Here is a 23,320-nt window from a genome sequence, read left to right as displayed (position 1 = left end):
ACGGATCGTGGAGCAGCCCGCGAGTGGCGCGGAGCCGGCCGGTGCGGCCGGTGACGCCGCCGAGGCGCTCGACCGCCCGCTGCCCGAAGGGGTGCGGCGCCGTGTCGTCGCGCTCGTCTCGGACGCGTTCGGCGGCCTGACCGTCGCCGAGCTGCCGTCGCAGCTGAGGCAGTACGCCCGGTTCACCCCCACCCGCCGGGGGAAGTTCGCCGGCAACGCGATGGCCGCCGCGCTGGAGAGCGACACGCTCTTCCGGCAGCGGATCGCCGAGCGGCTGGCCAAGGCGGAGCCCGAGCTCGCCCGGGCGCTGGAGTCCGGAGCCCCGCCCGCCGCCGCCGATCCGGTCGACGTGGCCGCCGCCGCGTACGTGCTGCGCCCCACCGGATGGGTGAAACTCGTCGCCGCGGCCGGCGAGGAGGCCCAGCGCGCGGACGCCGAGCGCGCCGACGAGGCCGGCCGGCGTGAGCTGGAGCGGCTGCGCGAGGAACTGGCGGCGGCGCGCGGCCAGATCAGGGCCGAGACCGAGCGGCTGCGCGCCGAGCTCGACGGCGCCCGCAAGGAGAACGACTCCCTGGGGCGCAAGCTGCGCAGCGCGCAGGCCGATGTGAAGCGCGGCGAGGCGGCCCTGCGCCGTACGGTCGCCGAGATCGACGCGATCAGGGCGCAGGCCGCGGCCCAGGTGTCGGCGGCGGAGAGCGAGAGCCGCCGGCTCAAGGCCCGCCTGGCCGAGGCCGAGGCGGCGGTGGAGGCCGGGCGGCGGGCCGCCCGCGAGGGGCGTTCCATCGAGGACATGCGGCTGCGGCTGCTGCTCGACACCGTGCTGGACGCGGCCCAGGGGCTGCGCCGCGAGCTGGCGCTGCCGCCCGCCGGGGTGCATCCCGCCGACACGGTCGACGCCGTCGAGCCGGGGCGGATGTCGCCCAAGGACATCGCGGCCCGTGCCCTCTCGGAGACCGACCCCGCGCTGCTGGACCAATTGCTGGCGCTGCCCCAGGCGCACGTCGTCGTCGACGGCTACAACGTCACCAAGACCGGCTATCCGACGATGCCCCTGGAGAAGCAGCGGCTGCGGCTGCTCGGCGGGCTGTCGGTGCTCGCCGCGCAGACCGGCGCCGAGGTCACGTGTGTGTTCGACGGCGCCGAACTGGCCGCGCCGGTGCTGCTGGCGCCGCCGCGCGGGGTGCGGGTGCTGTTCTCCAAGCCGGGGGTCACCGCGGACGAGCTGATCCGTCAGCTGGTGCGGGCGGAGCCGCCGGGCCGGCCGGTGGTGGTCGTGTCGACCGACCGCGAGGTCGCCGACGGCGTGGCCAAGGCGGGTGCCCGCCCGGTCCCGTCCGTCTTGTTGCTGAAGCGGCTTTCGCGGCTGTCGTAACTCCCGTCACAAATGACCGAATTGACTCGGTATCGCTGGAACGGTGTGTCAAGTGGCCATTACTACGCGTGTGATGTGAGTAAAGAATGCGCGCGGCGGCAGAGTTTTTCCGATGAGGATTTGAACTGATCACAAGAAGGTCACTAGGGTCGGGCCTCGAACCTTCGCGCGGTTGATCGTCCACCCGGGACGACAGCGAAGGAACCGCCGAGTTCGCACAGTTCGCCCCTTTTCCCCCAGGGATCCGATGTGCGGACGCCGGGGATTAAACCCCCCACAGCCCGGTAGGCGGCTGAGGAAGAAGGAGCTCGCCCCCGTGGCGTCCCACCGTCGTCCCAAGCAGCCGAGCCGCACCCGTGTGACCGTGCTCACCGCGACCGCCGCTGCCGCTGTCGCGCTGACCGCCCAGACCGCCCAGGCCGACCCGAAGCCGAGCAAGAGCGAGGTCAAGGCGAAGGTCGACAAGCTCTACGAAGAGGCGGAGCACGCCACCGAGCAGTACAACGGGGCCAAGGAGAAGCAGGACAAGCTCGACGACCAGATCGACGCGCTGCAGGACAAGGTGGCGCGCGGTCAGGAAGAGCTGAACACCCTGCGGGACAGCCTGGGTTCGGTCGCGAGCGCCCAGTACCGCTCCGGCGGCATCGACCCCTCCGTGCAGCTCTTCCTCTCCGGCGACCCGGACACCTACCTCGAGAAGGCATCCGCGCTGGACCAGCTCGGCGCCAAGCAGACCGAGGCGATCCAGGAGATCCAGGCCAAGCAGCGCACGCTCGCGCAGCAGCGCCAGGAGGCCCAGGGCAAGCTCAAGGACCTGGCCGAGACCCGCCAGGAGCTCGGTGCCAAGAAGAAGGAAGTCCAGGGCAAGCTCGCCGCCGCGCAGAAGCTGCTCAACACCCTCACCGCCGCCGAGCGCGCCGCGCTCGCCGCCGACGAGACCCGCGCCAACCGCGCCAGTGCGCGCGCCGACCTCGGCAACGCCGTCCCCGCATCGCAGCGTGCCGCCGCCGCGTTCTCGGCCGCCCAGTCCAAGATCGGCTCGCCGTACGTCTACGGCGCCTCCGGCCCGAGCTCCTTCGACTGCTCCGGCCTCACCTCCTGGGCGTACGCGCAGGCGGGCGTCTCCATACCGCGCACCTCGCAGGCCCAGGCCAACGCCGGTACGCGCATCTACTCGCAGAGCCAGCTCCAGCAGGGCGACCTGGTCATCTTCTACGGCGACATGCACCACGTCGGCTTCTACGCCGGCAATGGGCAGGTGCTGCACGCGCCCAAGCCGGGCGCCAGCGTGCGGTACGAGTCCATCAACAACATGCCCTACATGTTCGGCGTGCGGATCTGAGCCCGCGCGCAACCATGACGAATCGTTCGCCGGGCTTTCACACCCGACCGAACGGGGGAATTCCGTCATAACCCGCTGACGCTCCGCCCCGCCGGTGACCTGTGCTCTCCGGCGGGGCGTCACTGTGTGTGCCCGCAGCCGACGTTGGCCGCCTCGTGGCCGCACGGCTACTCTCTGCCGCGCAAGATTCCCAGTCCTTCGAGCTCTGCGAAGTGTGCGGAAGGGAGCGCGGCACGTGGTGTCCCACCGCCGACCCTCACAGACCGGTCTCACCGCGAGTGCCCGGATCACCGTCCTGTCCGCCGCGGCGGCGACGGCGGCCGCGGCCTTCGGAGCGGCGCCCGCGGGCGCCGAGCCCCAGGAGTCCCCCCAGGCCACCCGGGCCGAGGTCGACCAGCTCTACGAGGAGGCCGAGAAAGCCACCGAGCGTTTCAACAAGGCGGACGAGACCGTAGAACGGCTGCGCGAGCGCGTGGCGCGCGCCCAGGACAGCGTCGCCCGCGGCCAGGAGCGCATCAACCGCATGCGCGAGGCGCTCGGCTCCGTGGCAGGCGCCCAGTACCGCTCCGGCGGGCTCGACCCGGCTGTGGAGCTGTTCCTGTCCGCCGACCCGGACACCTACCTCGAACACGCCGCCGTCCTGGACCGCGTCGGCGAACGCCAGTCGGCCGCCCTGGAGGACCTGCGCGGCGAGCAGCGCGACCTGGGGCAGCAACGGGCCGAGGCCGCCAGGGACCTCGCCGAACTGGAACGCAGCCGCTCCGCCGTGGCCCGCCACAAACGCGTCGTCGAGCACAAGCTCTCCGAGGCACGCAAGCTGCTGAACGCCCTGCCGGACGAGGAGCGCGCCGACTTCGACCGCGCCTCGCGCGCGGGCCGCGACGGCGCCCTGCCGGAGCTGACGGGCCTCGCACCCGCCTCGGCGCATGCGGCCCTCGCCGCGCTCGCCGCCCGCGGCGCGGTCGGCCGGCCCTATGTGTGGGGCGCCAACGGCCCTGCGGGATTCGACTGTTCGGGCCTCGTGCAGTGGTCGTACGCGCAGGCCGGGGTCGGCCTGCCGCGCACCTCGCAGGCGCAGGCGAACGCGGGCCGCCGCGTCCCGCTGTCCGAGGCGCGGCCCGGCGACATCGTCACCTACCGCGGCGACGCCAGCCACGTCGGGATGTACATGGGAAACGGCCAGGTCGTCCACGCCCCCTACCCGGGCGCGGCGGTGCGCTACGACCCGGTCGGCATGATGCCCGTGCACGCGGTCACGCGGGTCTGAGACCGCACTCCCCGTACCGTTCCGCCCTGCGTTCCGTACGATCGGCAGGGTGGCAGGTCAGGGGCGCGCACAGCGCACACCGGCAGAGCGCACGGCGGGCCTCGGGCTCGCCGTGCTCGTGCTCGCGTCCGCCTGCACGATCGCCCAGAGGCCGGTGGACCCGACCGTGGACGCGATCCAGCAGACCCTGGACGACAGGGGTGAAGCCGTCGTCGAGGGGGACCGCACCGGCTATCTGGCGACGCTGGACCCCGGCGCGACGGCCCTGCGCGAGCGGCAGGGCAGGGAGTTCGCCAACATGGCCGACATCCCCTTCCACTCCTGGGAGTACCGCATCAAGGGCGTACGCCACCAGGGGGACCGTGCCGTCGCCGACACCGAGCTGCGCTACCGCGTCGACGACTACGACAGCGCCTCCGTCGCGGCCGACCGCGTCCTGGAGCTGATCGAGCGCGACGGCCGCTGGTACGTGGTCGCGGACGAGCCGGGCACGGGCGCCCCCCAGCAGCTGTGGCAGCAGGGCGATGTGCGCGTCGTGCGGGGCAGCCACAGCCTGGTCCTCGGCGTCGGCCAGGACGACAAGCGGCTGCGGGAGCTCGCGGCGGCCGCCGACCGGGCCGTGCCCGCCGTCAGGAACGCCTGGCCGTCGAAGTGGACCGGCCGGGTGGTCGTCCTCGTCCCGTCGTCCGTCGAGGCCATGGGCCGGCTGCTGGGCGCCCCGGCCGCCGGATACCGGGGCATCGCCGCGGTCACCACGGGCGAGACGGGCCGCAAGGACGGCTCGGCAGCCGACCGGGTGATCGTCAACCCGGAGGCGTACGGCCTGCTGGGCGACTTCGGGCGGCGCATCGTCCTCACCCACGAGACCACCCATGTGGCGACCCGCGCCGACACCTCGGCCGCCACCCCGATGTGGCTCTCCGAGGGCTTCGCCGACTGGGTCGCCTACCGGGGAACGGGCCGCACGGCCGAGGAGACCGCGCCCGAGCTGCGGGACGCGGTGCGCGGCGGCAACGTTCCCGGGACCCTGCCCGACGACGAGGGCTTCGCGTTCGGCGGGGAGGCCGACGCCCTGGCACGGGCCTACGAGGGCGGCTGGCTGGCCTGCGACCTGATCGCGGACCGCTGGGGCGAGGACGAGCTCAGGGAGTTCTACCGGACCGTCGGGGAGGCGGAGCACCGGGAGGGCGCGGTCGAACGGGCCCTGGGCGAGGTGCTGGGCGTCACGGCGGACGAGTTCACCGCGCGGTGGCAGAACCATCTGCGCGAGCGCCTGGGCTGACGGCGACGCCCCTCGCCTGCCGGGCCGGGACGGTGGCCCGCCACAGGCGCCGGCAGGCGACGAGCGTCGCGGCCACCAGCAGTCCGTTGCGCAGGAGGAGCAGCGCGATGCCGAGGCCGTCACTCGCCACGACATGCGCGAACCACACGGGGAACTCCAGCACCGTGACCGCGGTCGCGGCCAGCGTGAGCAGCGCGGGCCGCACCATCCGGGTCTCGCGCCGCACCAGGCACACCGCGGCGAGGCCCACCAGCCACACCAGGTACTGCGGGCTGATCACCCGGCTCGTGACGGTGAACAGCAGCACGGCCGCGAACGCGGCGTCGCAGGGCGTCGCCGGGTCCCACTCCCTGGCCCGCAGGCGCCACACCACCAGCCAGCCGAGGGCGAGGACGCTCAGCGCCAGCGAGAGCCCGCTGACCAGCGGGACATGGGGGCCGACGAACTCGACCGAGCCGTAGTTCAGCAGCACCTGTCCCTGCCAGCCGAAGTGCCGGGCGACATGGAAGACGAGCGCGCCCAGGGACTCGACCTCGGTGCCCCGGTCGCGCTGGTACGTCAGGAAGTCCAAGGCGCCCGGCAGGGCGGCGGTGAACGCCAGCGCCAGGCCCGCGCCCGTCGCCGCCGCCGTGCCCCAGGCGAGCCGCGCCGCGCGCCCGCGCGGCACGCCCACGAGCAGCAGCACCGGCCACACCTTCAGCAGCGCGCCGAACCCTGCGAGCGCCCCCAGAGCGCACGGCCGGCTGCGGCCTGCCCCCAGAGCCTTCGGCCTCGGTGGGGGTCCCCCTGGGGGCGCCTCCCGGACGGAGTCCGGGGGAGAAGCCAGGGGGAGTGTCCCCAGCAGAGCGGCGACGGCGACGGCGGTGACCATCAGGTCGTAGCGGGCGTAGGCGGTCGGCCCGAGCAGGGGCACGCCGACCACCCACATCCAGGTGCCGCGCCGCTCGGTCCCGCCCCTCTCCGCGTACCGCAGCAGCCCGAGGACCAGCAGGTCGCACACCAGGACGAGGACGAAGAAGGCGGTGGCGTAGCCGAGGCCCGGCACGAGACCGGGCGCGAGGATCGCGAGCGCGGCGGCGGGCGGGTACTGCCAGGTGACGTCGTCCAGCGGAAACGTCCCGGTGCGCAGTACCTCGTGCCAGCCCTGGTAGATCACCGAGACGTCGCTCGTGACATCGGGCCCGGGCAACGTGACCACCTTGAGGACGCACAGCAGCAGCGCCGTACGGGTCAGGACCCACACCGCGAGCGGGGCGCCCGAGCCCCGTGCCGCCTCCTTCGGCATTGCGTCCCCTTCGTCGGCAGTGGCTGCCCATCATGCCGCGCGGGGCCGTGCGGGACGCGGAGGAGACCGTTCGGTACTGTCGGCGGCGATGCACAAGACGCTGATCGTGACGAACGACTTCCCGCCGCGGCCCGGCGGCATCCAGGCATTCCTGCACAACATGGCACTGCGGCTCGACCCCGGGCAGCTCGTCGTCTACGCCTCCACCTGGAAGCGCGGGCGGGAGGGCGCGGAGGCGACCGCCGCCTTCGACGCGGAGCAGCCGTTCACCGTCGTACGCGACCGCACGACGATGCTCCTGCCCACGCCGCGGGTCACCCGGCGGGCCGTCGAACTGCTGCGGGAGCACGGCTGCGAGTCGGTGTGGTTCGGCGCCGCGGCCCCGCTCGGCCTGATGGCGCCGGCCCTGCGCAGGGCCGGCGCGCGACGGATCGTGGCCACCACGCACGGACACGAGGCGGGCTGGGCGCAGCTGCCCGCGTCGCGGCAGCTGCTGCGCCGGATCGGCGAGGGCACGGACACGATCACCTATCTGGGCGAGTACACCCGCTCGCGGATCGCCCGGGCGCTGACGGCCGAGGCCGCCGGGCGCATGGTCCAACTGCCGCCCGGTGTGGACGAGAAGACCTTCCACCCCGGCTCGGGCGGCGACGAGATCCGCGGCCGGCTCGGTCTGAGCGACCGGCCCGTGGTCGTCTGCGTCTCGCGTCTGGTGCCCCGCAAGGGACAGGACACGCTGATCCTCGCGATGCCCGCGATCCTGGCGAAGGTCCCGGACGCGGTGCTGCTGATCGTGGGCGGCGGCCCGTACGAGAAGGACCTTCGCAAGCTGGCCGCCGAGACGGGGGCCGCCGGCTCGGTGCGCTTCACCGGCGCCGTGCCGTGGTCGGAACTGCCGGCGCACTACGGGGCGGGCGACGTGTTCGCCATGCCGTGCCGTACGCGCAGGGGCGGGCTCGACGTGGAGGGTCTCGGGATCGTCTACCTGGAGGCGTCGGCGACCGGTCTGCCGGTGGTGGCCGGGGACTCCGGCGGCGCGCCGGACGCGGTCCTCGACGGCGAGACGGGCTGGGTGGTGCGCGGCGGCTCACCCGAGGACGCGGCGGATCGGATCGCGACGCTGCTCGACGACGCGGAGCTGCGGAGGCGGATGGGGGAGCGGGGCCGTGCGTGGGTGGAGGAGCGGTGGCGCTGGGACCTGCTGGCGGAGAGGCTGAGGGCGCTGCTCTGAGGCGCGGGCGGTTCGCTTTCCCCTACCCCGCCCCGTCCCGACCCGGGCTCCGCCCGGACCCGTACCGGCTCGGCGCGGCGTCCTCGATCTCCCCCACGGCCCCGCTGCCCAGCACTGCGGGCTGCGCAGGCCCCAACCGGCCCCGCTCTGGCACTCCCCTTGGCTTCGCCGGGCGGAGCCCACACCCACGGCCGCCAGGCCGTAGGGGGGCGTGGCGCGGGGCTTGGGGTGGAGCCCCAACGATCGGGCCGCACAAGGTGATTGACGCGCGAAGCGGGGCGTCGGATACGCAACGGCTGCGCCGGCAAACCCAACCTCGCCGCTGTCTGAGGCGCGTGGTCAGGCGCGGAGCCCCAATGGCGCGCCGGGCAATTCAGCCCGTTGGGGGCACTTCCCACGGCCGCCAGGCCGTAGGGGGTTCGAGGCGCGGGGCCCGGGGCGGAGCCCCGACAAGCGCGCCCCCGGGCGGGGGGCCCGGGGGCAAGGCGCCCCCGGTCAGGAGGCGTAGATCGCTTCGATTTCGTCCGCGAAGTCCTTCGCCACCACATTCCGCTTCAGCTTCAGCGACGGCGTGATGTGCCCCGCCTCCTCCGTGAACTGCGTGGCCAGCACGCGGAACTTCCGTACCGACTCCGCCTTCGACACCGCCGCGTTGCCGTCGTCCACCGCCCTCTGGAGCTCCGCCAGCAGGTCCGTGTCGTCCCGCAGCGAAGCCGCCGTCGAACCGGCCGGCTTGCCGTGGTCGGCGGCCCAGCGGGCCAGGAACTCCTCGTCGATCGTGACAAGCGCGCCCACGAACGGACGGCCGTCGCCGACGACCATGCACTCCGCGACCAGCGCGTGCCCGCGGATACGGTCCTCTATCACCGCCGGGGCGACGTTCTTGCCGCCCGCGGTGACCAGGATCTCCTTCTTGCGGCCCGTGATCGCGAGGTAGCCGTCCTCGTCGAGGGTGCCGATGTCGCCCGTGTGGAACCAGCCGTCCGCCAGCGCCTCCGCCGTGGCCGCCTCGTTGTTCCAGTAGCCCGAGAAGACGTGCTCGCCGTGCAGCAGCACCTCGCCGTCGTCCGCGATCCGGACCACGGAACCGGGCAGTGGCTGACCCACCGTGCCGATCTTCTGCCGGTCCCACGGGTTGAACGCGGTCGCCGCGCACGACTCGGTCAGGCCGTAGCCCTCGAGCACCGTGAAGCCGATGCCGCGGAAGAAGTGTCCGAGCCGCTCGCCCAGCGGCGCGCCGCCGGAGATCGCGTACTCGCCGCGGCCGCCCAGCACCGCGCGCAGCTTGCTGAAGACGAGCTTGTCGAAGACCTTGTGCTTGATCCGCAGGCCGATCGAGGGGCCCGAGGGCGTCGCCAGCGCGCGGCTGTACGCGATCGCCGTCTGCGACGCCTTGTCGAAGATCTTGCCCTTGCCGTCGGCCTGCGCCTTGGCGCGCGCCGAGTTGTACACCTTCTCGAACACGCGCGGCACGCCGAGGATCAGCGTCGGCCGGAAGGAGGCCAGTTCGTCGGTGAGGTTCTTGATGTCCGGCACGCAGCCGAGCTTGATCGGAGCCATCACGGAGGCCACCTCGACCAGCCGGCCGAAGACGTGCGCTGCGGGCAGGAACAGCAGCACCGAGCACTCACCCGTACGGAACAGCGGTTTCAGGCGCTCCACCACGTTGCCGCACTCCGCGAAGAACGCGCGGTGCGTGAGCACACAGCCCTTGGGGCGGCCGGTGGTGCCCGAGGTGTAGACGATGGTCGCCGGGTCGTCCGCCTTCGCGGTCGCGCTGCGCTCCACGACCAGGTCGTCGGAGACGTCCGCGCCGGCCGCGGTCAGCTCGTCGACCGCGCCCTTCTCGATCTGCCAGACGTGCCGCAGCTCCGGCAGCGATCCCCGTACCGACTCGACGGCGGCGGCGTGCGCGTCGCTCTCGACGACGACCGCGACCGCACCGGAGTCGCCGAGGATCCACTGGACCTGCTCGGGCGAGCTGGTCTCGTACACGGGCACGGTGACCGCGCCCGCACTCCAGATCGCGAAGTCCAGCTGCACCCACTCGTACCGGGTGCGGGACATCAGCGCCACGCGGTCGCCGGGCCGGATGCCGGCGGCGATCAGGCCCTTGGCGGCGGCCACCACCTCGGCCAGGAACCGGGTGGCGGTGACGTCCGTCCACGTACCTGCGACCTTGCGGCCCATGACCGCGACATCGGGGTGCTGCGCGGCATTGCGGCGGATGAGATCCGTCAGATTGCCGTCCGTGGGGACCTCGTACAGGGCCGGAAGGCTGAACTCGCGCAAGACTGCTGCTCCTCATCGGGCGCCGGTGCCACGGCTCTGTGTGATGCACCGGTTGCGGTCCAAGATCGGGCAGGTGCTCGTGGGGGGCGAGCACGACTGGACTGCCCGGACGTTACCCATCAGTACGCAGTTCCCGATAGGGGTTCCCGGCCAATGTTCCCTGCGTCACACGTCAATGGCTGGACACCGGGCAGACTATTCCACTTCGCCCATGCCCTGAAAGCAACCACAGCTCCGCCCCCCTCTACCCGCGTCCCACAGGGCGCTCTAGGGTGACCGCCATGCGAGGCATGCGAATCAACGTGGTCAGCGACGTGCACGGCAATGCCGAAGATCTCGCCATCGCGGGAGACGGAGCCGACGCCCTCCTCTGCCTCGGCGATCTCGTGCTCTTCCTCGACTACGCCGACCACTCGCGCGGCATCTTCCCCGACCTCTTCGGCGTCGAGAACGCCGACCTCATCGTCGAACTGCGCACCGCCCGCCGCTTCGACGAGGCCCGCGACCTGGGCCGCAGGCTCTGGGCCGAGCTCGGCGTCGACCGCGAGAGCGCCATCGAGTCCGCGGTGCGCCGCCAGTACGCCGACATCTTCGCGGCCTTCCCCACGCCGACGTACGCCACGTACGGAAATGTCGACATCCCCGCTCTGTGGCCGGAGTTCGCCCGGCCAGGCACCATCGTCCTCGACGGCGAGCGGGTCGAGATCGGTGGCCGCGTCTTCGGCTTCGTCGGCGGGGGACTGCGCTCCCCGATGCGCACCCCGTACGAGATCTCCGACGAGGACTACGCCGCCAAGGTCGAGGCCCTCGGCGAGGTGGACGTCCTCTGCTCCCACATCCCGCCCGACGTCCCCGAGCTGACGTACGACACCGTCGCCCGCCGCTTCGAACGCGGCAGCCGGGCCCTGCTCGCGGCGATCAGGCGCACCCGGCCCCGCTACGCGCTCTTCGGCCACGTCCACCAGCCGCTCGCCCGCCGGATGCGGATCGGCGCGACCGAGTGCGTGAACGTCGGGCACTTCGCGTCCACCGGCCGGCCCTGGTCGCTGACCTGGTGAGCGGCCGGCGAGCCGGTGCGCCCGCACCGCGCGGCATGACCGGCGCCGTCGGCCGGGCCCGGCGCCGCCGGGCGTTCCGCTCGCGATAGCCTGCTCACCACCACACCACCCCGGTCATCACCGCACTGTTGAGGAGCCGCAGCGATGGCGGAACACACCAGCTCGAGCATCACGATCGATGCGGCGCCGGCCGATGTCATGGGCGTGATCTCCGACTTCGCGCGCTACCCCGAGTGGACCGGCGAGGTGAAGGAGGCCGAGGTGCTCGCGACCGACGCCGACGGCCGTGCCGAGCAGGTCCGCCTGGTCCTCGACGCGGGCGCGATCAAGGACGACCACACTCTGGCGTACACCTGGCACGGCGAGAACGAGGTCAGCTGGACCCTGGTGAAGTCGCAGATGCTGCGCTCCATCGACGGCTCGTACAGCCTCGCCCCCGTCGGCGGCGGCGACCGCACCGAGGTCACCTACCAGCTCACCGTCGACGTCAAGATCCCCATGCTCGGCATGATCAAGCGCAAGGCCGAGAAGGTCATCATCGACCGGGCCCTGGCCGGCCTGAAGAAGCGCGTCGAGAGCGGCGCGGGAGCCTGATGCGCCGGGTCCTCGTCACCGGGCTCGGCGGCGCGGGCCGCACCACCGTCGCGGCGGCCACGGCCCTCGCCGCGGCCGCGACGGGCCGCCGCACGCTCCTGCTGTCCGCGGAGGCGGACGCCGTCCTCGGCGTCCCGGTCACCGGCACGCCCGCCCGTCCGGCGCGGATCGCCGACGGACTGTGGGCCGGCCTCGTCGACGCCGGCGCCGACTTCCGCGCCGAGTTCCTCGACCTCCAGGAGCGCGCCTCGGCCGGACTCGACCTGCTCGGAGCGGCACGGCTCGAGGACGAGGAGCTCACCGAACTTCCCGGCAGCGACCAGTTCGCACTGCTGCGGGCCCTGACCGTCGCCTCCCGTGGCGACTGGGACGTCCTCGTCGTCGACATGCCGCCGCTGCGCGAGACCATCGCGCTGCTCGCCCTGCCCGAGCAGCTGCGCCGCTACCTGCGCCGCCTGCTGCCCGCCGAACGGCAGGCCGCCCGCGCGCTGCGCCCCATGCTCGCCCAGCTCGCCGGCGTGCCCATGCCCGCACAGTGGCTGTACGAGACCGCCGAGCGCTGGGACACGGAACTGGCCGGCGTCCAGTCCGTGATCGAGTCCGGGAGCACCGCCCTCACCCTCGTCGCCGAGCCGGGCCCCGCGGCCGCGGACGCCCTGCGCGCCGCCCGCGCCGGACTGGGCCTGTTCGGCCACCGTGTCGAGACGGTCGTGGCCAACCGCTGCGTCCCCGAAGGCTCCGAGGATCCGTTCGTGGCCTCGCTCGCCGCCCAGCAGGAGCGGTGCCGGCAGGAATGGGTGGCCACCTGGATACCGGCCGGCTCGGTCTGCCTGCTGCCGCACCTGGGCCGGGACCCCCGCGGCCTCGACGACCTCGCACGACTGCAGAAGGAGGCGAACCGCTGCTCCTTCGCGCACGCGTTCGCCGAGGACCCGGAGGGCTACGACCTCGACGGACTGGTGGCGGCCCCGCACGGGGACCTGGAGGGACCCCGGCCGGGCCCGGGGCGGGGGCGCCGGCAGGAGTGGATCACCCCGCTCGCGGACACCGACACCGTCCGGCACGACCGGGACGGCGAGATCCCGACTGAGCCGGAGCCCGACGGCGACGGCACGCTGGTCTGGCACCTCGGCCTGCCCGGCGCCGTCAAGGAGCAGCTCACCCTCGTACGCCGGGGGGATGAACTCCTGATCACCGTCGGACCGTTCCGCCGGATCCTCCCGCTGCCGTCCGCGCTGCGCCGCTGCACGGTCGCGGGCGCGGGACTCAAGGACGACACGCTGAGCGTGCGGTTCACGCCGGACCCCGCCCTGTGGCCGCGCGCACGGTGAACGCGGTACCGCCGTTCGGGTAACGTCGAGTACACGAACCCCTCAGCCCTGCCGCAGGAGTACGCCATGAGCGATGCCACCGAGCGTCCCCAGACCGACGCCGACGCAGACGCCTGGGCAACGGCGTGCGAGGAGGACCTCAAGGCCGAGCAGGCCCGTCGCAGCGCGCAGTACGGGGCGCCGCCCGGTTCCGCGGCCGAGGAACTCCGCAAACTCTTCGACGTCGTCGCCGACAAGGTCACCGCCTTCCAGACGTCGCTGCCCGGCATGGCCGCACAGAACGCCGTGCAGCAGTTCGTGAACCAGGCGAAGGCCGCCGTCGAGCCCGTCATCGAGCGAAACCCGCAGGTCTTCGACCATCTCGCGGCCGCCGGGGGCGAGCTCCTTGCCGCCTACCGCTCCGCCGTGGAGAACCAGGAGCGCCGCTGGACCCAGCGCTCCCACACCGCCAAGGACACCGACGACCCGCGCGACGACGGGCCCGGGCCGAGCGAGCACATCGACCTGGACTGACCAGCGTGTGCCCGCCCTCGGGTACGGTTGGCCGTAGCGGGGCTCGACCGAATACTGAGGGACACATGGGACTCACCATCGGCGTCGACATCGGCGGCACGAAGATCGCGGCGGGCGTGGTCGACGAAGAGGGCGCCATTCTCGAGACGCACACCGTGCCCACCCCGTCGACTCCCGAGGGCATCGTGGACGCGATCTGCGCGGCCGTCGCGGGAGCCGGCCAGGGGCACGACATCGAGGCCGTCGGCATCGGTGCGGCCGGATACGTCGACGACAAGCGCGCCACCGTCCTGTTCGCGCCCAACATCGACTGGCGCCACGAACCGCTGAAGGACAAGGTCGAACAGCGCGTCGGCCTCCCCGTCGTCGTCGAGAACGACGCCAACGCGGCGGCCTGGGGCGAGTACCGCTTCGGCGCCGGCCAGGGCCACGAGGACGTCATCTGCATCACCCTCGGCACCGGCCTCGGCGGCGGCATCATCATCGGCAACAAGCTGCGCCGCGGGCGCTTCGGCGTCGCCGCGGAGTTCGGCCACATCCGCGTCGTCCCCGACGGTCTGCTGTGCGGCTGCGGCAGCCAGGGCTGCTGGGAGCAGTACGCGTCGGGCCGCGCCCTCGTGCGCTACGCGAAGCAGCGCGCCAATGCCACCCCGGAGAACGCGACCGTCCTGCTCGGTCTCGGCGACGGCACGATCGCGGGCATCGAGGGCAAGCACATCAGCCAGGCCGCGCGGCAGGGCTGCCCGGTCGCCGTCGACTCCTTCCGTGAGCTGGCGCGCTGGGCGGGCGCGGGTCTGGCCGACCTGGCCTCGCTGTTCGACCCGTCGGCCTTCATCGTCGGCGGCGGTGTGTCGGACGAGGGCGACCTGGTGCTCGACCCGATCCGCAAGTCCTTCCGCCGCTGGCTCATCGGCGGCCAGTGGCGTCCGCACGCCCAGGTCCTCGCCGCCCAACTGGGCGGCAAGGCGGGCCTGGTGGGCGCGGCCGACCTGGCCCGCCAGGGCTGAGCCCGTACGGCCATGTGCCCGTCGCGTCCTCGTGGGATTGCGGCGGGCACCGTCGTATCTTGAGCCACATGGCCATCAGCATGCTGCCCGCCCTTCCCAACTCCCGTACCGAACCGGACGGTTCGGCCGTGATCCGGGTGCTGAGCTACAACATCCGGTCGATGCGCGACGACGAGGAGGCACTGGCCCGGGTCATCCGGGCCTGCGAGCCGGACCTCGTCCTCGTCCAGGAGGCCCCGCGCTTCTTCCGCTGGCGCAAGCACGCGGCGCGGCTCGCCGCCAGGACGGATCTGGTGATGCTGTCCGGTGGCGCGACGGCCGCCGGGCCGCTGCTGCTGTGCTCGCTGCGGGCGACCGTGGAACGCACCGAGGACGTCCTGCTGCCGCTGACCCCGGGCCTGCACCGGCGCGGCTTCGCCACGGCGGTCGTCCGGTTCGCGGGGGCCCGGCTGGGGGTGGTCAGCTGCCATCTGAGCCTGCAGACGGACGAGCGCTACGCCCAGGCGGGGATGCTGCTGGATCGGCTGGCCGCGATGGGCACGCCGCACGCGGTCGCCGCGGGCGACATCAACGAAAGCCCCGGCGGCCGGAGCTTCGGCCGCCTCGCCGGCTCGCTGCAGGACTGCTGGGCGGTGCGCCCCTGGGGCGACGAACACACCTCGACGCCGGCGGATCCGCACCAGCGGATCGACGCGATCTTCGCGACGCGGGGGGTGGAGGTGCTGGGCTGCGGCGTCCCCCGGGGCCTTCCCGGCGTGACGGACCCGGACCTCCGAGCGGCCTCGGACCACCTCCCGGTCCTGGCGGCCCTGCGGGTGCCGGCGTCGTAGGTCCCAGGGTGCGGTGCCCTGGCGTGCGCGTGCTGCCTGCGGCCGTTTCCCCACCCCGCCCTCCCCCTACGGCCGCCAGGCCGTAGGGGGAGGGCGGGGTGGGGAACAAGCCCGCCGCAGGCGCCGCGCACCCGCCCAGGCCCACGGCCGCCGGGCCGAGCCCCGGGCCTCCGAGCGCCTCACCGCGCGCAGCGCGGTACCGGGTCCGGGCGGAGCCCGTTACGGGACGGGGTACCGCGCGGCCGCCAGGCCACAACGCCCCCCGTCACACCACCGCGCCCCGCCCCGGGTCGTCCTGGTCGTCGTCGTCGCCCGACGACATCCGCGCCACCAGCGTCGCGAACCCGCCCAGAAAGCCTCCGATGCACAGCGTCGTCAGCCACCACGTCATGTCCCACTGCAGCAGGACCGCGACGAGCATCAGCACCGGGCCGCCCACCACCGCCAGCCACGCGAACTTCGCCGTGACGTCCGCCTCCGGAAGCGGCGGCGGCTCCGGCGGGACGAAGTGGCCTTCGTCGCTCTCGTCGAAGTCGTCGTCGCTCGGCTCGGCGGCCTGGTAGTCGCGGGGGCCGCCGCCCCCGACCCCCGGCGCGAACGTGACCGAGCTGCCCAGCGCGGGCTTGTCGTCGGCAGGGTCCTCCGGGGGCCGTGACGACGGCGACTCGTTCACCCCGCTCTCCAGGCCCGCCAGATCCTCGACGGACTTGAAGGGCTTGGCGCCCGGCGGGTCCGCCGGCTCCTCGCCGTACCCCGCGACGATGGCCGCCCACGCGGCCTCCTCGTCTATCGGCTGCGGCTCGCGGTCCGCATCGTGCTGCTCAGCCACCGGTCGTGCTCCCTCCCAGGGACTCCGTCGCGGGGGACCCCGTGGTCCCGGCCTCCGGAGCGAGCCGGCCGATGAACGCGTAACTCTCCTCGAAGATCCGCTCCGCGTCATGGTCCAACGTCGCCACGTGGTAGCTCTGTTCCAGCAGGATCTCCGTGACGTCCGTCGAGGAGACGCGGCTGAGGATCCGCGCCGAGTCCGCGGCCGGAACCACATGGTCGTCGGGGCTGTGCATCAGCAGCATCGGCTGGGTGACCTGCGGCAGCTCGCCGTCCACGAGCCGGAAGAACTGCCGCACCGAGTGCGCGGCGTGCATCGGCACCCGGTCGTACCCCAGCTCCTGCACGCCCGGCTTGGCGATGTCGCTGGTCAGGCCCTTCGTGGACGGCACGAGGTGGCGCACCACGGGCAGCAGCGACGCCATCGCGCCGTGCACCTTGTTCGCCGGGTTCACAAGCGCGATGCCGCGGACCGCGTCCCCGTGCTTGGCGGCCAGGCGCAGGGTGAGCGCGCCGCCCATGGAGAGGCCGAAGACGAAGACGCGGCCGCACCGCTCCAGCAGGGAGCGCAGCTCGCGGTCCACCTCCGCGTACCAGTCCTGCCAGCCGGTCACCTGCATGTCCTGCCAGCGTGTGCCGTGTCCCGGCAGCAGCGGCAGGGACACCGTGAGTCCGCGCTCCGCCAGGTACTCGGCCCAGGGGCGCAGCGACTGCGGGCAACCGGTGAATCCATGACAGAGAAGGACGCCGACCTCGCCGCCTTCATGGCGGAAAGGCTCGGCTCCAGGAAGGACCGGCACCGGGGTCTCCTGTTCGTGAGGTGTGCACGTGAGTTGGACGAGGGGCGCGTGTGAGGCCCGCAGGTGTACTTCACGGTACGCGACCGGACCGACACCGACCAGGGCCGTCACCGCGCGAGCGGCACCGGAACGGGGGACGGGAGGTCACCAGGGGTTAAGGTCTGTTCGAGAACACACGGGAGGATTTCGAGTTGATCTACGGTGCCATGAAGTTCTCCATCGGGGGATCGCTGAAGCTCGCCTTCAGGCCCTGGGTGGAGGGCCTGGAGAACATTCCGGCCGAGGGCCCCGCGATCCTCGCGAGCAACCACCTGTCCTTCTCGGACTCGTTCTTCCTCCCCGCCGTGCTCGACCGCAAGGTCACCTTCATCGCCAAGGCGGAGTACTTCACCTCCCCCGGCGTCAAGGGCAGGCTGACCGCCGCCTTCTTCAAGGGCGTGGGCCAGCTCCCCGTCGACCGCTCCGGCGCCCGCGGCGCGGGCGAGGCGGCGATCAAGGCCGGGATCGACGTCATCGAGTCCGGCGGTCTGTTCGGCATCTACCCGGAGGGCACCCGCTCCCCGGACGGCCGGCTCTACCGCGGCAAGCCGGGCGGGCTCGCGCGCGTGGCGCTGGCGACCGGCGCGCCCGTGATCCCCGTCGCGATGATCGACACGGAGAAGATCCAGCCGCCCGGCAAGATCGTCCCCAAGCTGATGCGCCCGGGCATCCGGATCGGCAGGCCGCTGGACTTCAGCCGGTATTACGGCATGGAGGGCGACCGCTTCATCCTGCGCTCGGTGACCGACGAGGTCATGTACGAGATCATGAAGCTGTCCGGCCAGGAGTACGTCGACATCTACGCGGCGGCCGCCAAGCGGCAGATCGCCGACGCGGAGAAGGCAGAGAAGGCCGCCAGGGCCGAGGCGGAGAAGGCGAAGAAGGCGCAGCGTCCGGCGGCCTAGCCGACCGGTACACGGCTTCAGGGGTGGGGGAGATGGCCAGGCGCGAGCGCGTCGTACGGATGTCGGTCGAGCTGCCGCTGTGGCGTGCGCTGGCCGGCTACCGCGTCCTGACGATGGTCTACGCGGTGCTGCTGTTCGTGTTCCGGCCGGACAAGTTCGAGCGCCCCGCCGTCGCGGTCGGCTTCCTCGCCGTGATGGTCGTCTGGACCCTCGCCACGCTGCCCAAGGTGTCGAACGCGGCGCGCTGCACGCGTGGATTCCTGATCGCGGATCTCACCGTCGCGCTGACCGGCATCCTGCTCACCCCGCTGGCCGACGCCCAGGCGCAGACGCAGGACGGCCCCACGCTGCCGTCGATATGGACGGCGGGCTCCGTGCTCGCCTTCGCCATCAAGGGCGGCTGGCGCTGGGCCGGTTTCGCCTCCTCGCTGGTCGCCGTGGCCAACATCATCGAGCGCGGCCAGCCCAGCCGGGACACCTTCCACAACGTGCTGCTCGTCTGGGTCGCCTCCATCGCCATCGGCTACGTCGTCGAGGTCGCCCGCGCCTCCGAGCGCACCCTCGCCCGCGCCCTGGAGATCGAGGCCGCGACCCGCGAGCGCGAGCGGCTGGCACGCGACATCCATGACAGCGTGCTCCAGGTGCTGGCGATGGTGCAGCGGCGCGGCACCGCGCTCGGCGGCGAGGCCGCCGAGCTGGGCCGGATGGCGGGCGAGCAGGAGGTCGCCCTGCGCAGCCTGGTCGCGGGCGGGCTGCTCCCGCCGCCGCGTTCCGTGGCGGACGGTGTCCCGTCGAAGGGCAGCGCCGGTGCCGCGGACGACGCGGCGCCGGCCGGTGGCGGCGCCCGCACCGCCCTGGCCGGCCGCCTCCCCGAGGACCCGGACGAGCCGTGCGACGTGCGGACGCTGCTCGCTTCCTTCGTGAGCTCGCGCGTGACGCTCTCGGAGCCGGGCGCCCCGGTGCTCCTTCCCGCCCGTGCGGCGGCGGAGGTCGCGGCCGCCGCCGGCGCAGCTCTGGACAATGTGCGCCGGCACGCCGGCGCGGACGCCCAGGCGTGGATCCTGGTCGAGGACTGGCCGGACGAGGTCATCGTCACGGTCCGGGACGACGGCCCCGGCATCCCGGAGGGCAGGCTCGCGCAGGCCGAGGGGGAGGGGCGGATGGGAGTGGCCCTGTCCATCCGCGGCCGGCTGCGGGACCTGGGCGGCACGGCCGAGCTGGTCTCGGTCCCGGGGCAGGGCACGGAAGTCGAGTTGAGAGTCCCACGGGGGAAGGCGGAGAAATGACCGGAGAACAGCCGATCAAGGTGATGGTCGTCGACGACCATCCGATGTGGCGGGACGCGGTCGCGCGCGATCTGGCGGCGGCCGGGTTCGACGTGGTCGCCACGGCCGGGGACGGCGCGCAGGCCGTGCGCCGCGCCAAGGCAGCCGCTCCCGACGTCCTCGTCCTCGACCTCAACCTGCCCGAGCTGCCCGGCGTCCAGGTGTGCAAGGAGCTCGTCGCGGCCCTGCCCGGGCTGCGGGTGCTGGTGCTGTCCGCGAGCGGAGAGCACGCCGACGTCCTCGAGGCGGTCAAGTCCGGTGCCACCGGCTACCTGCTGAAGTCGGCGAGCACCGAGGAGCTGACGGACGCCGTGGGCCGCACCGCCGCGGGCGACCCCGTCTTCACACCGGGCCTCGCCGGTCTCGTCCTCGGCGAGTACCGCCGCCTCGCCTCCGACCCCGCCCCCTCACCGGGCGCCGACGCCCCGAAGGCCCCGCAGCTGACCGACCGGGAGACCGAGGTGCTCAGGCTGGTCGCCAAGGGGCTGTCGTACAAGCAGATCGCCGAACGCCTCGTCATCTCGCACCGCACCGTGCAGAACCACGTGCAGAACACCCTCGGCAAGCTGCAGCTGCACAACCGCGTGGAGCTCGTGCGGTACGCGATCGAGGCCGGTCTCGACGACGCCTGAGTCACCGTCAGCCCCGCCGTGCTACCCGTACGAGTGAATGCCCGCCCTCAACCTCCCCGAGAAGCAGAGGAATTGACCGTTCGCCCCATCCCTGAGTGACCTGGATCACCATTAGCGTGACGGTCCTAGGTCCCATCCCAGGCGAAGGGAAGTTCCATGCGTGTCGGAGTACTGACCGGGGGCGGCGACTGCCCCGGCCTCAACGCGGTCATCCGCGGCCTCGTCCGCAAGGGCGTCCAGGAGTACGCGTACGAGTTCGTCGGCTACCGCGACGGCTGGCGCGGACCGCTCGACGGCGACCACGTCCCGCTCGACATCCCCTCCGTCCGGGGCATCCTGCCCCGCGGCGGCACCATCCTCGGCTCTTCGCGCACCAACCCGCTCAAGGAAGAGACCGGCATCCGCCGCATCAAGGAGAACCTCGCCAAGCAGGAGGTCGACGCGCTCGTCGCGATCGGCGGCGAGGACACGCTCGGCGTCGCGGCCCGGCTGTACGAGGAGTACGGCGTCAAGTGCGTCGGCGTGCCCAAGACCATCGACAACGACCTGTCCGCCACCGACTACACCTTCGGGTTCGACACGGCCGTCGGCATCGCCACCGAGGCCATCGACCGGCTGCACACCACGGCCGAGTCCCACATGCGCGTCCTGGTGGTCGAGGTGATGGGACGGCACGCAGGCTGGATCGCCCTGCACTCCGGTCTCGCGGGCGGGGCGAACGTCATCCTCATCCCCGAGCAGCGCTTCGACGTCGACCAGGTCTGCGCCTGGGTCACCTCGCGCTTCCGGGCCAGCTACGCCCCCATCGTGGTCGTCGCCGAGGGAGCCATGCCCAAGGACGGCGACGCGGTCCTCAAGGACGGCTCCCTCGACTCCTTCGGCCACGTCCGGCTCTCCGGTGTGGGGGAGTGGCTGGCGAAGGAGATCGAGCGCCGTACGGGCAAGGAGGCCCGCACCACGGTCCTCGGCCACGTCCAGCGCGGCGGCACGCCGAGCGCCTTCGACCGCTGGCTCGCCACCCGGTTCGGGCTGCACGCCATCGACGCGGTGCGGGACGGCGACTACGGAAAGATGGTCGCGCTGCGCGGCACCGACATCGTGCGGGTGCCGATCGCCGAGGCGACCGCCAAGCTCAAGACGGTCGACCCGGCCCTCTACGAGGAGGTCGGCGTCTTCTTCGGCTGAGCCCCGACCGGACCGGCGCCGCGAGGACGGGCACGTCCCCGCGGCGCCGCCGGCCGCTCAGGCCAGGCGGGCCGGGACCGCCGAGAGCAGTTCGGTCACGAGGGAGGCACCGTCGAGCGTCAGCACCGACTCCGGGTGGAACTGCACCGACGCGAACCGCGGTGCCCGCAGGGCGTGCACGTCCCCCGTCGCCGCGTCCCTGGCGACCTCCACCCCGCGGTCCGCGAGCAGGGCCGCCGCGCCCGCCTCGTCGCAGCGGGCGGTGAAGCTGTTGTAGAAGCCGACCGTCTCCTCCCGTCCGAAGAAGTCGATCCGCTCCTGAGCGCCCTGGTACGGCTCGTCCTTGCGGACGATGTCCAGACCCAGCTCGGCCGCGATCAGCTCGTGCCCGAGGCACACCCCCAGCAGGCCCTCCCGGTGCCCGCGCAGCAGATCGGCGGCGAGCTGCCGCATCAGCCGCATCTTCGGGTCGCCCGCGTCGGCGGGATCACCGGGGCCCGGCCCCAGCACCACCGGCCCCCGGTGACCGAGCACCCGCTCCCGCAGGCCCGGCTCGTCGTACCGGCGCACCGACACCTCCAGGCCCGAGGAACGCAGCAGGTGCGCCAGCATCGACGTGAACGTGTCCTCGCCGTCGACGACCAGGGCATGGCCGGACAGCCGCCCGGACGGCTCCTGCATCCGCAGCCAGAACGGCGCCAGGTCCGCCCGCCGGGCGTCCAGGGCCGCCCGTACGCGCGGGTCGTCTGCGAGCCGGGGCCGCGCGGCCGGCTCCTCGGCGCGCCCCGGCACCGCCCCCAGGGCGGCCAGCACGGCCGCCGCCTTGGCGTGCGTCTCGGCCACCTCGCCCAGCGGGTCCGAGTGCCGCACGAGCGTGGCCCCGACCGGGACCCGCAGAGCTCCTCCCGGGTCGATGTCGGCGGTGCGGATCAGGATCGGCGAGTCGAGGGTCTGCGCGCCCGTCCCGTCCCGGCCGATCAGCGCCAGCGCGCCCGCGTAGTACCCTCGGCCGCCCACTTCGTGGCGCTCGATGACCCGGCACGCGTTCTGCACCGGCGAACCCGTGACCGTCGCCGCGAACATCGTCTCCTTCAGCACCTCGCGCACATCGAGGGACGAACGCCCCCGCAACTCGTACTCGGTGTGCGCGAGATGAGCCATCTCCTTGAGCCGCGGCCCCACGACGACACCGCCCATGTCGCCGACGGTGCACATCATCTTCAGCTCCTCGTCGACGACCATGGACAGCTCCTCGCGCTCCTTGCGGTCGTCGAGGAAGCCGAGCAGCGCCTCGGCGCTCGGGCCCTCGGGCGGATACCGGAACGTGCCGCTGATCGGATTCATCACGACCGTCCCGCCCGCCCGTCTCCCACCACCACCCTCACACGAGAGCGCTTCGCGCTCGCCCCCCTCGCCGGTCATCCGCACATGCACCTCGGGGCTCGCGCCCACCAGGGTCCGGGTGCCCGTGTGGACGACGAAGGTCCAGTACGCGCCCCGCTCACCGGCCAGCAGACGCCGGAACAGGGCCAGGGCGTCGGCGCGCGAGAAGCCGGGGATCCGTCCGGTGTAGGTGCGGCGGATCACGAAGTTCGCGCCCTCGCCCTGCCCGATCTCGTCCTCGATCACCCGGCGCACGATGTCCGCGTACTCCTCGTCGCCGACGTCGAACGCCCCGCCCTCGACGCGTACGGAGTGCGCCGGGAGCTGCGCGAGGACTTCGTCCAGCGCGAGCTCGTGGCTCTCGTCGGCGACCAGCACGGTGAGCGGAGTCCCGTCGTCGCGTACGTCGAAGCCGCGCTCCGCGATCTGCCGGAAGGGGACCAGCGCGAGTGCGGGGCGCTCGCCCCCGGGGAGAGCGGCGAGGCGTTCGACGTCGTGGACGTCCCCGATCAGCACCTCGACGGTGCCGTGGTCACGGCCGGGAGTACGGCGGTGCAGCAGGGCGAACGGCGGGCAGTCGTCGTCCAGGAGCCGGCTGATGAGGCTGTCGGTCATGCGAGGGTTCCTTCCGGGTGGGAGAGGAACGGCCGCTGGTCCGCAAACGCCGAAGGCCGCCCCTCGGGCGGCCTTCTCGATCCGGTGCTGCGCGCGATCAGGAGGTGGGCCGCCGATGTGCGGTCCACCACCAGTTCTGGATCTGCTGCGCGAACATGACGCCGACCCTAACGCATCCGCCCGCGGCGCCGCGGCACGTCCCAC

21 protein-coding genes are annotated in these 23,320 nt (G+C 72.9%); 15 read left to right on the top strand and 6 right to left on the bottom strand.

Translation table 11 applies throughout. The annotated features are described in order from the left end of the window. The first annotated feature begins 7 nt into the window (after nt 1-7). The 4 genes from HW130_RS29575 (at nt 8) to HW130_RS29560 (ending at nt 5,263) form a co-directional block, all read left to right on the top strand. Nucleotides 8-1,372, top strand: coding sequence for an NYN domain-containing protein (locus HW130_RS29575; RefSeq protein WP_177152819.1), 1,365 nt, complete (start codon nt 8-10; stop codon nt 1,370-1,372). Nucleotides 1,373-1,688: 316 nt separating this feature from the next. Beyond that, a complete protein-coding gene (locus tag HW130_RS29570; protein WP_177152818.1) occupies nt 1,689-2,714 on the top strand; it encodes an NlpC/P60 family protein in 1,026 nt (341 codons plus the stop codon). 235 nt (nt 2,715-2,949) lie between these two features. Continuing rightward, nucleotides 2,950-3,981, top strand: coding sequence for an NlpC/P60 family protein (locus HW130_RS29565; RefSeq protein ID WP_177152817.1), 1,032 nt, complete (start codon nt 2,950-2,952; stop codon nt 3,979-3,981). Nucleotides 3,982-4,030: 49 nt separating this feature from the next. Then, on the top strand, nt 4,031-5,263 hold the full coding sequence (locus tag HW130_RS29560) for a hypothetical protein (RefSeq protein ID WP_177152816.1): 1,233 nt from the start codon (nt 4,031-4,033) through the stop codon (nt 5,261-5,263). Here HW130_RS29560 and HW130_RS29555 read toward each other — a convergent pair. Beyond that, a complete protein-coding gene (locus tag HW130_RS29555; RefSeq protein ID WP_177152815.1) occupies nt 5,220-6,548 on the bottom strand; it encodes a glycosyltransferase 87 family protein in 1,329 nt (442 codons plus the stop codon). The two genes, HW130_RS29560 and HW130_RS29555, sit on opposite strands and share 44 nt — an antisense overlap. A gap of 88 nt (nt 6,549-6,636) precedes the next feature. On the opposite strand from HW130_RS29555, the gene HW130_RS29550 reads away from it, so the two are divergent. Further along, entirely contained in the window at nt 6,637-7,779 is a 1,143-nt protein-coding gene (locus HW130_RS29550; RefSeq protein ID WP_177152814.1) for a glycosyltransferase family 4 protein, read from the top strand. 495 nt (nt 7,780-8,274) lie between these two features. On the opposite strand, the gene HW130_RS29545 is transcribed toward HW130_RS29550, so the two are convergent. After that, the gene (locus tag HW130_RS29545) at nt 8,275-10,071 is read right to left on the bottom strand and encodes a long-chain fatty acid--CoA ligase (protein ID WP_177152813.1); all 1,797 of its coding nucleotides are present in this window, start codon (nt 10,069-10,071) and stop codon (nt 8,275-8,277) included. Nucleotides 10,072-10,373: 302 nt separating this feature from the next. Between HW130_RS29545 and HW130_RS29540 the strand changes: the two genes are divergently transcribed. From HW130_RS29540 to HW130_RS29515, 6 genes are all read left to right on the top strand, one after another. Then, nucleotides 10,374-11,129 carry a metallophosphoesterase gene (locus tag HW130_RS29540; protein ID WP_177152836.1) on the top strand — a complete coding sequence of 252 codons (756 nt, stop codon included), beginning with the start codon at nt 10,374-10,376 and terminating at the stop codon, nt 11,127-11,129. Nucleotides 11,130-11,273: 144 nt separating this feature from the next. Next, the gene (locus HW130_RS29535; protein WP_177152812.1) at nt 11,274-11,723 is read left to right on the top strand and encodes an SRPBCC family protein; all 450 of its coding nucleotides are present in this window, start codon (nt 11,274-11,276) and stop codon (nt 11,721-11,723) included. Further along, the gene (locus HW130_RS29530; RefSeq protein WP_177152811.1) at nt 11,723-13,054 is read left to right on the top strand and encodes an ArsA family ATPase; all 1,332 of its coding nucleotides are present in this window, start codon (nt 11,723-11,725) and stop codon (nt 13,052-13,054) included. Before HW130_RS29535 ends, HW130_RS29530 begins: the two co-directional genes overlap by 1 nt. A 66-nt stretch (nt 13,055-13,120) precedes the next feature. After that, nucleotides 13,121-13,567, top strand: a complete 447-nt coding sequence (locus tag HW130_RS29525; RefSeq protein WP_177152810.1) for a DUF5304 domain-containing protein — start codon at nt 13,121-13,123, stop codon at nt 13,565-13,567. Nucleotides 13,568-13,632: 65 nt separating this feature from the next. Next, nucleotides 13,633-14,574: an ROK family glucokinase gene (locus HW130_RS29520; RefSeq protein WP_177152809.1), complete on the top strand. Its 942-nt coding sequence runs from the start codon at nt 13,633-13,635 to the stop codon at nt 14,572-14,574. A gap of 68 nt (nt 14,575-14,642) precedes the next feature. Continuing rightward, the gene (locus HW130_RS29515) at nt 14,643-15,404 is read left to right on the top strand and encodes an endonuclease/exonuclease/phosphatase family protein (protein WP_177152808.1); all 762 of its coding nucleotides are present in this window, start codon (nt 14,643-14,645) and stop codon (nt 15,402-15,404) included. Between the two features lie 265 nt (nt 15,405-15,669). Here the strand turns inward: HW130_RS29515 and HW130_RS29510 are convergent, their stop codons facing one another. After that, entirely contained in the window at nt 15,670-16,233 is a 564-nt protein-coding gene (locus HW130_RS29510) for a hypothetical protein (RefSeq protein WP_177152807.1), read from the bottom strand. Further along, a complete protein-coding gene (locus HW130_RS29505; protein WP_177152806.1) occupies nt 16,226-17,032 on the bottom strand; it encodes a carboxylesterase in 807 nt (268 codons plus the stop codon). The genes HW130_RS29510 and HW130_RS29505 overlap by 8 nt, the downstream gene beginning before the upstream one ends. Before the next feature lie 191 nt (nt 17,033-17,223). Between HW130_RS29505 and HW130_RS29500 the strand changes: the two genes are divergently transcribed. The 4 genes from HW130_RS29500 to HW130_RS29485 all read left to right on the top strand — a co-directional run bounded on the left by HW130_RS29500 (nt 17,224) and on the right by HW130_RS29485 (nt 21,118). Then, on the top strand, nt 17,224-17,976 hold the full coding sequence (locus tag HW130_RS29500; RefSeq protein WP_256356428.1) for a 1-acyl-sn-glycerol-3-phosphate acyltransferase: 753 nt from the start codon (nt 17,224-17,226) through the stop codon (nt 17,974-17,976). Between the two features lie 32 nt (nt 17,977-18,008). Continuing rightward, nucleotides 18,009-19,262, top strand: coding sequence for a MacS family sensor histidine kinase (gene macS / locus HW130_RS29495; RefSeq protein ID WP_177152805.1), 1,254 nt, complete (start codon nt 18,009-18,011; stop codon nt 19,260-19,262). Further along, a complete protein-coding gene (locus tag HW130_RS29490) occupies nt 19,259-19,933 on the top strand; it encodes a response regulator transcription factor (protein WP_177152804.1) in 675 nt (224 codons plus the stop codon). The genes macS and HW130_RS29490 overlap by 4 nt, the downstream gene beginning before the upstream one ends. Before the next feature lie 156 nt (nt 19,934-20,089). Beyond that, a complete protein-coding gene (locus HW130_RS29485; RefSeq protein ID WP_177152803.1) occupies nt 20,090-21,118 on the top strand; it encodes a 6-phosphofructokinase in 1,029 nt (342 codons plus the stop codon). Nucleotides 21,119-21,175: 57 nt separating this feature from the next. On the opposite strand, the gene HW130_RS29480 is transcribed toward HW130_RS29485, so the two are convergent. Continuing rightward, on the bottom strand, nt 21,176-23,116 hold the full coding sequence (locus tag HW130_RS29480) for an anthranilate synthase family protein (protein ID WP_177152802.1): 1,941 nt from the start codon (nt 23,114-23,116) through the stop codon (nt 21,176-21,178). A 97-nt stretch (nt 23,117-23,213) separates the two neighbouring features. Next, entirely contained in the window at nt 23,214-23,273 is a 60-nt protein-coding gene (locus tag HW130_RS37125; RefSeq protein ID WP_177152834.1) for a trp operon leader peptide, read from the bottom strand. Nucleotides 23,274-23,320 lie beyond the last annotated feature (47 nt).

Source organism: Streptomyces sp. PKU-EA00015 (genome assembly GCF_013387495.1).
In the GTDB taxonomy this organism is placed as follows: Bacteria; Actinomycetota; Actinomycetes; order Streptomycetales; family Streptomycetaceae; genus Streptomyces.
Note: the sequence above shows the minus strand (reverse complement) of the source record. Positions and strands in the feature narration are given on the sequence as shown.

Bases quoted from the DNA above. Each gene is read 5' to 3' on its own strand.
- HW130_RS29485 (WP_177152803.1), top strand. From the start codon at position 20,090: ATGCGTGTCGGAGTACTGACCGGGGGCGGCGACTGCCCCGGCCTCAAC.
- HW130_RS29550 (WP_177152814.1), top strand. From the start codon at position 6,637: ATGCACAAGACGCTGATCGTGACGAACGACTTCCCGCCGCGGCCCGGC.
- HW130_RS29515 (WP_177152808.1), top strand. From the start codon at position 14,643: ATGGCCATCAGCATGCTGCCCGCCCTTCCCAACTCCCGTACCGAACCG.
- macS (WP_177152805.1), top strand. From the start codon at position 18,009: ATGGCCAGGCGCGAGCGCGTCGTACGGATGTCGGTCGAGCTGCCGCTG.
- HW130_RS29520 (WP_177152809.1), top strand. From the start codon at position 13,633: ATGGGACTCACCATCGGCGTCGACATCGGCGGCACGAAGATCGCGGCG.
- HW130_RS29555 (WP_177152815.1), bottom strand. From the start codon at position 6,548: ATGCCGAAGGAGGCGGCACGGGGCTCGGGCGCCCCGCTCGCGGTGTGG.
- HW130_RS29530 (WP_177152811.1), top strand. From the start codon at position 11,723: ATGCGCCGGGTCCTCGTCACCGGGCTCGGCGGCGCGGGCCGCACCACC.
- HW130_RS29535 (WP_177152812.1), top strand. From the start codon at position 11,274: ATGGCGGAACACACCAGCTCGAGCATCACGATCGATGCGGCGCCGGCC.
- HW130_RS29480 (WP_177152802.1), bottom strand. From the start codon at position 23,116: ATGACCGACAGCCTCATCAGCCGGCTCCTGGACGACGACTGCCCGCCG.
- HW130_RS29490 (WP_177152804.1), top strand. From the start codon at position 19,259: ATGACCGGAGAACAGCCGATCAAGGTGATGGTCGTCGACGACCATCCG.
- HW130_RS29525 (WP_177152810.1), top strand. From the start codon at position 13,121: ATGAGCGATGCCACCGAGCGTCCCCAGACCGACGCCGACGCAGACGCC.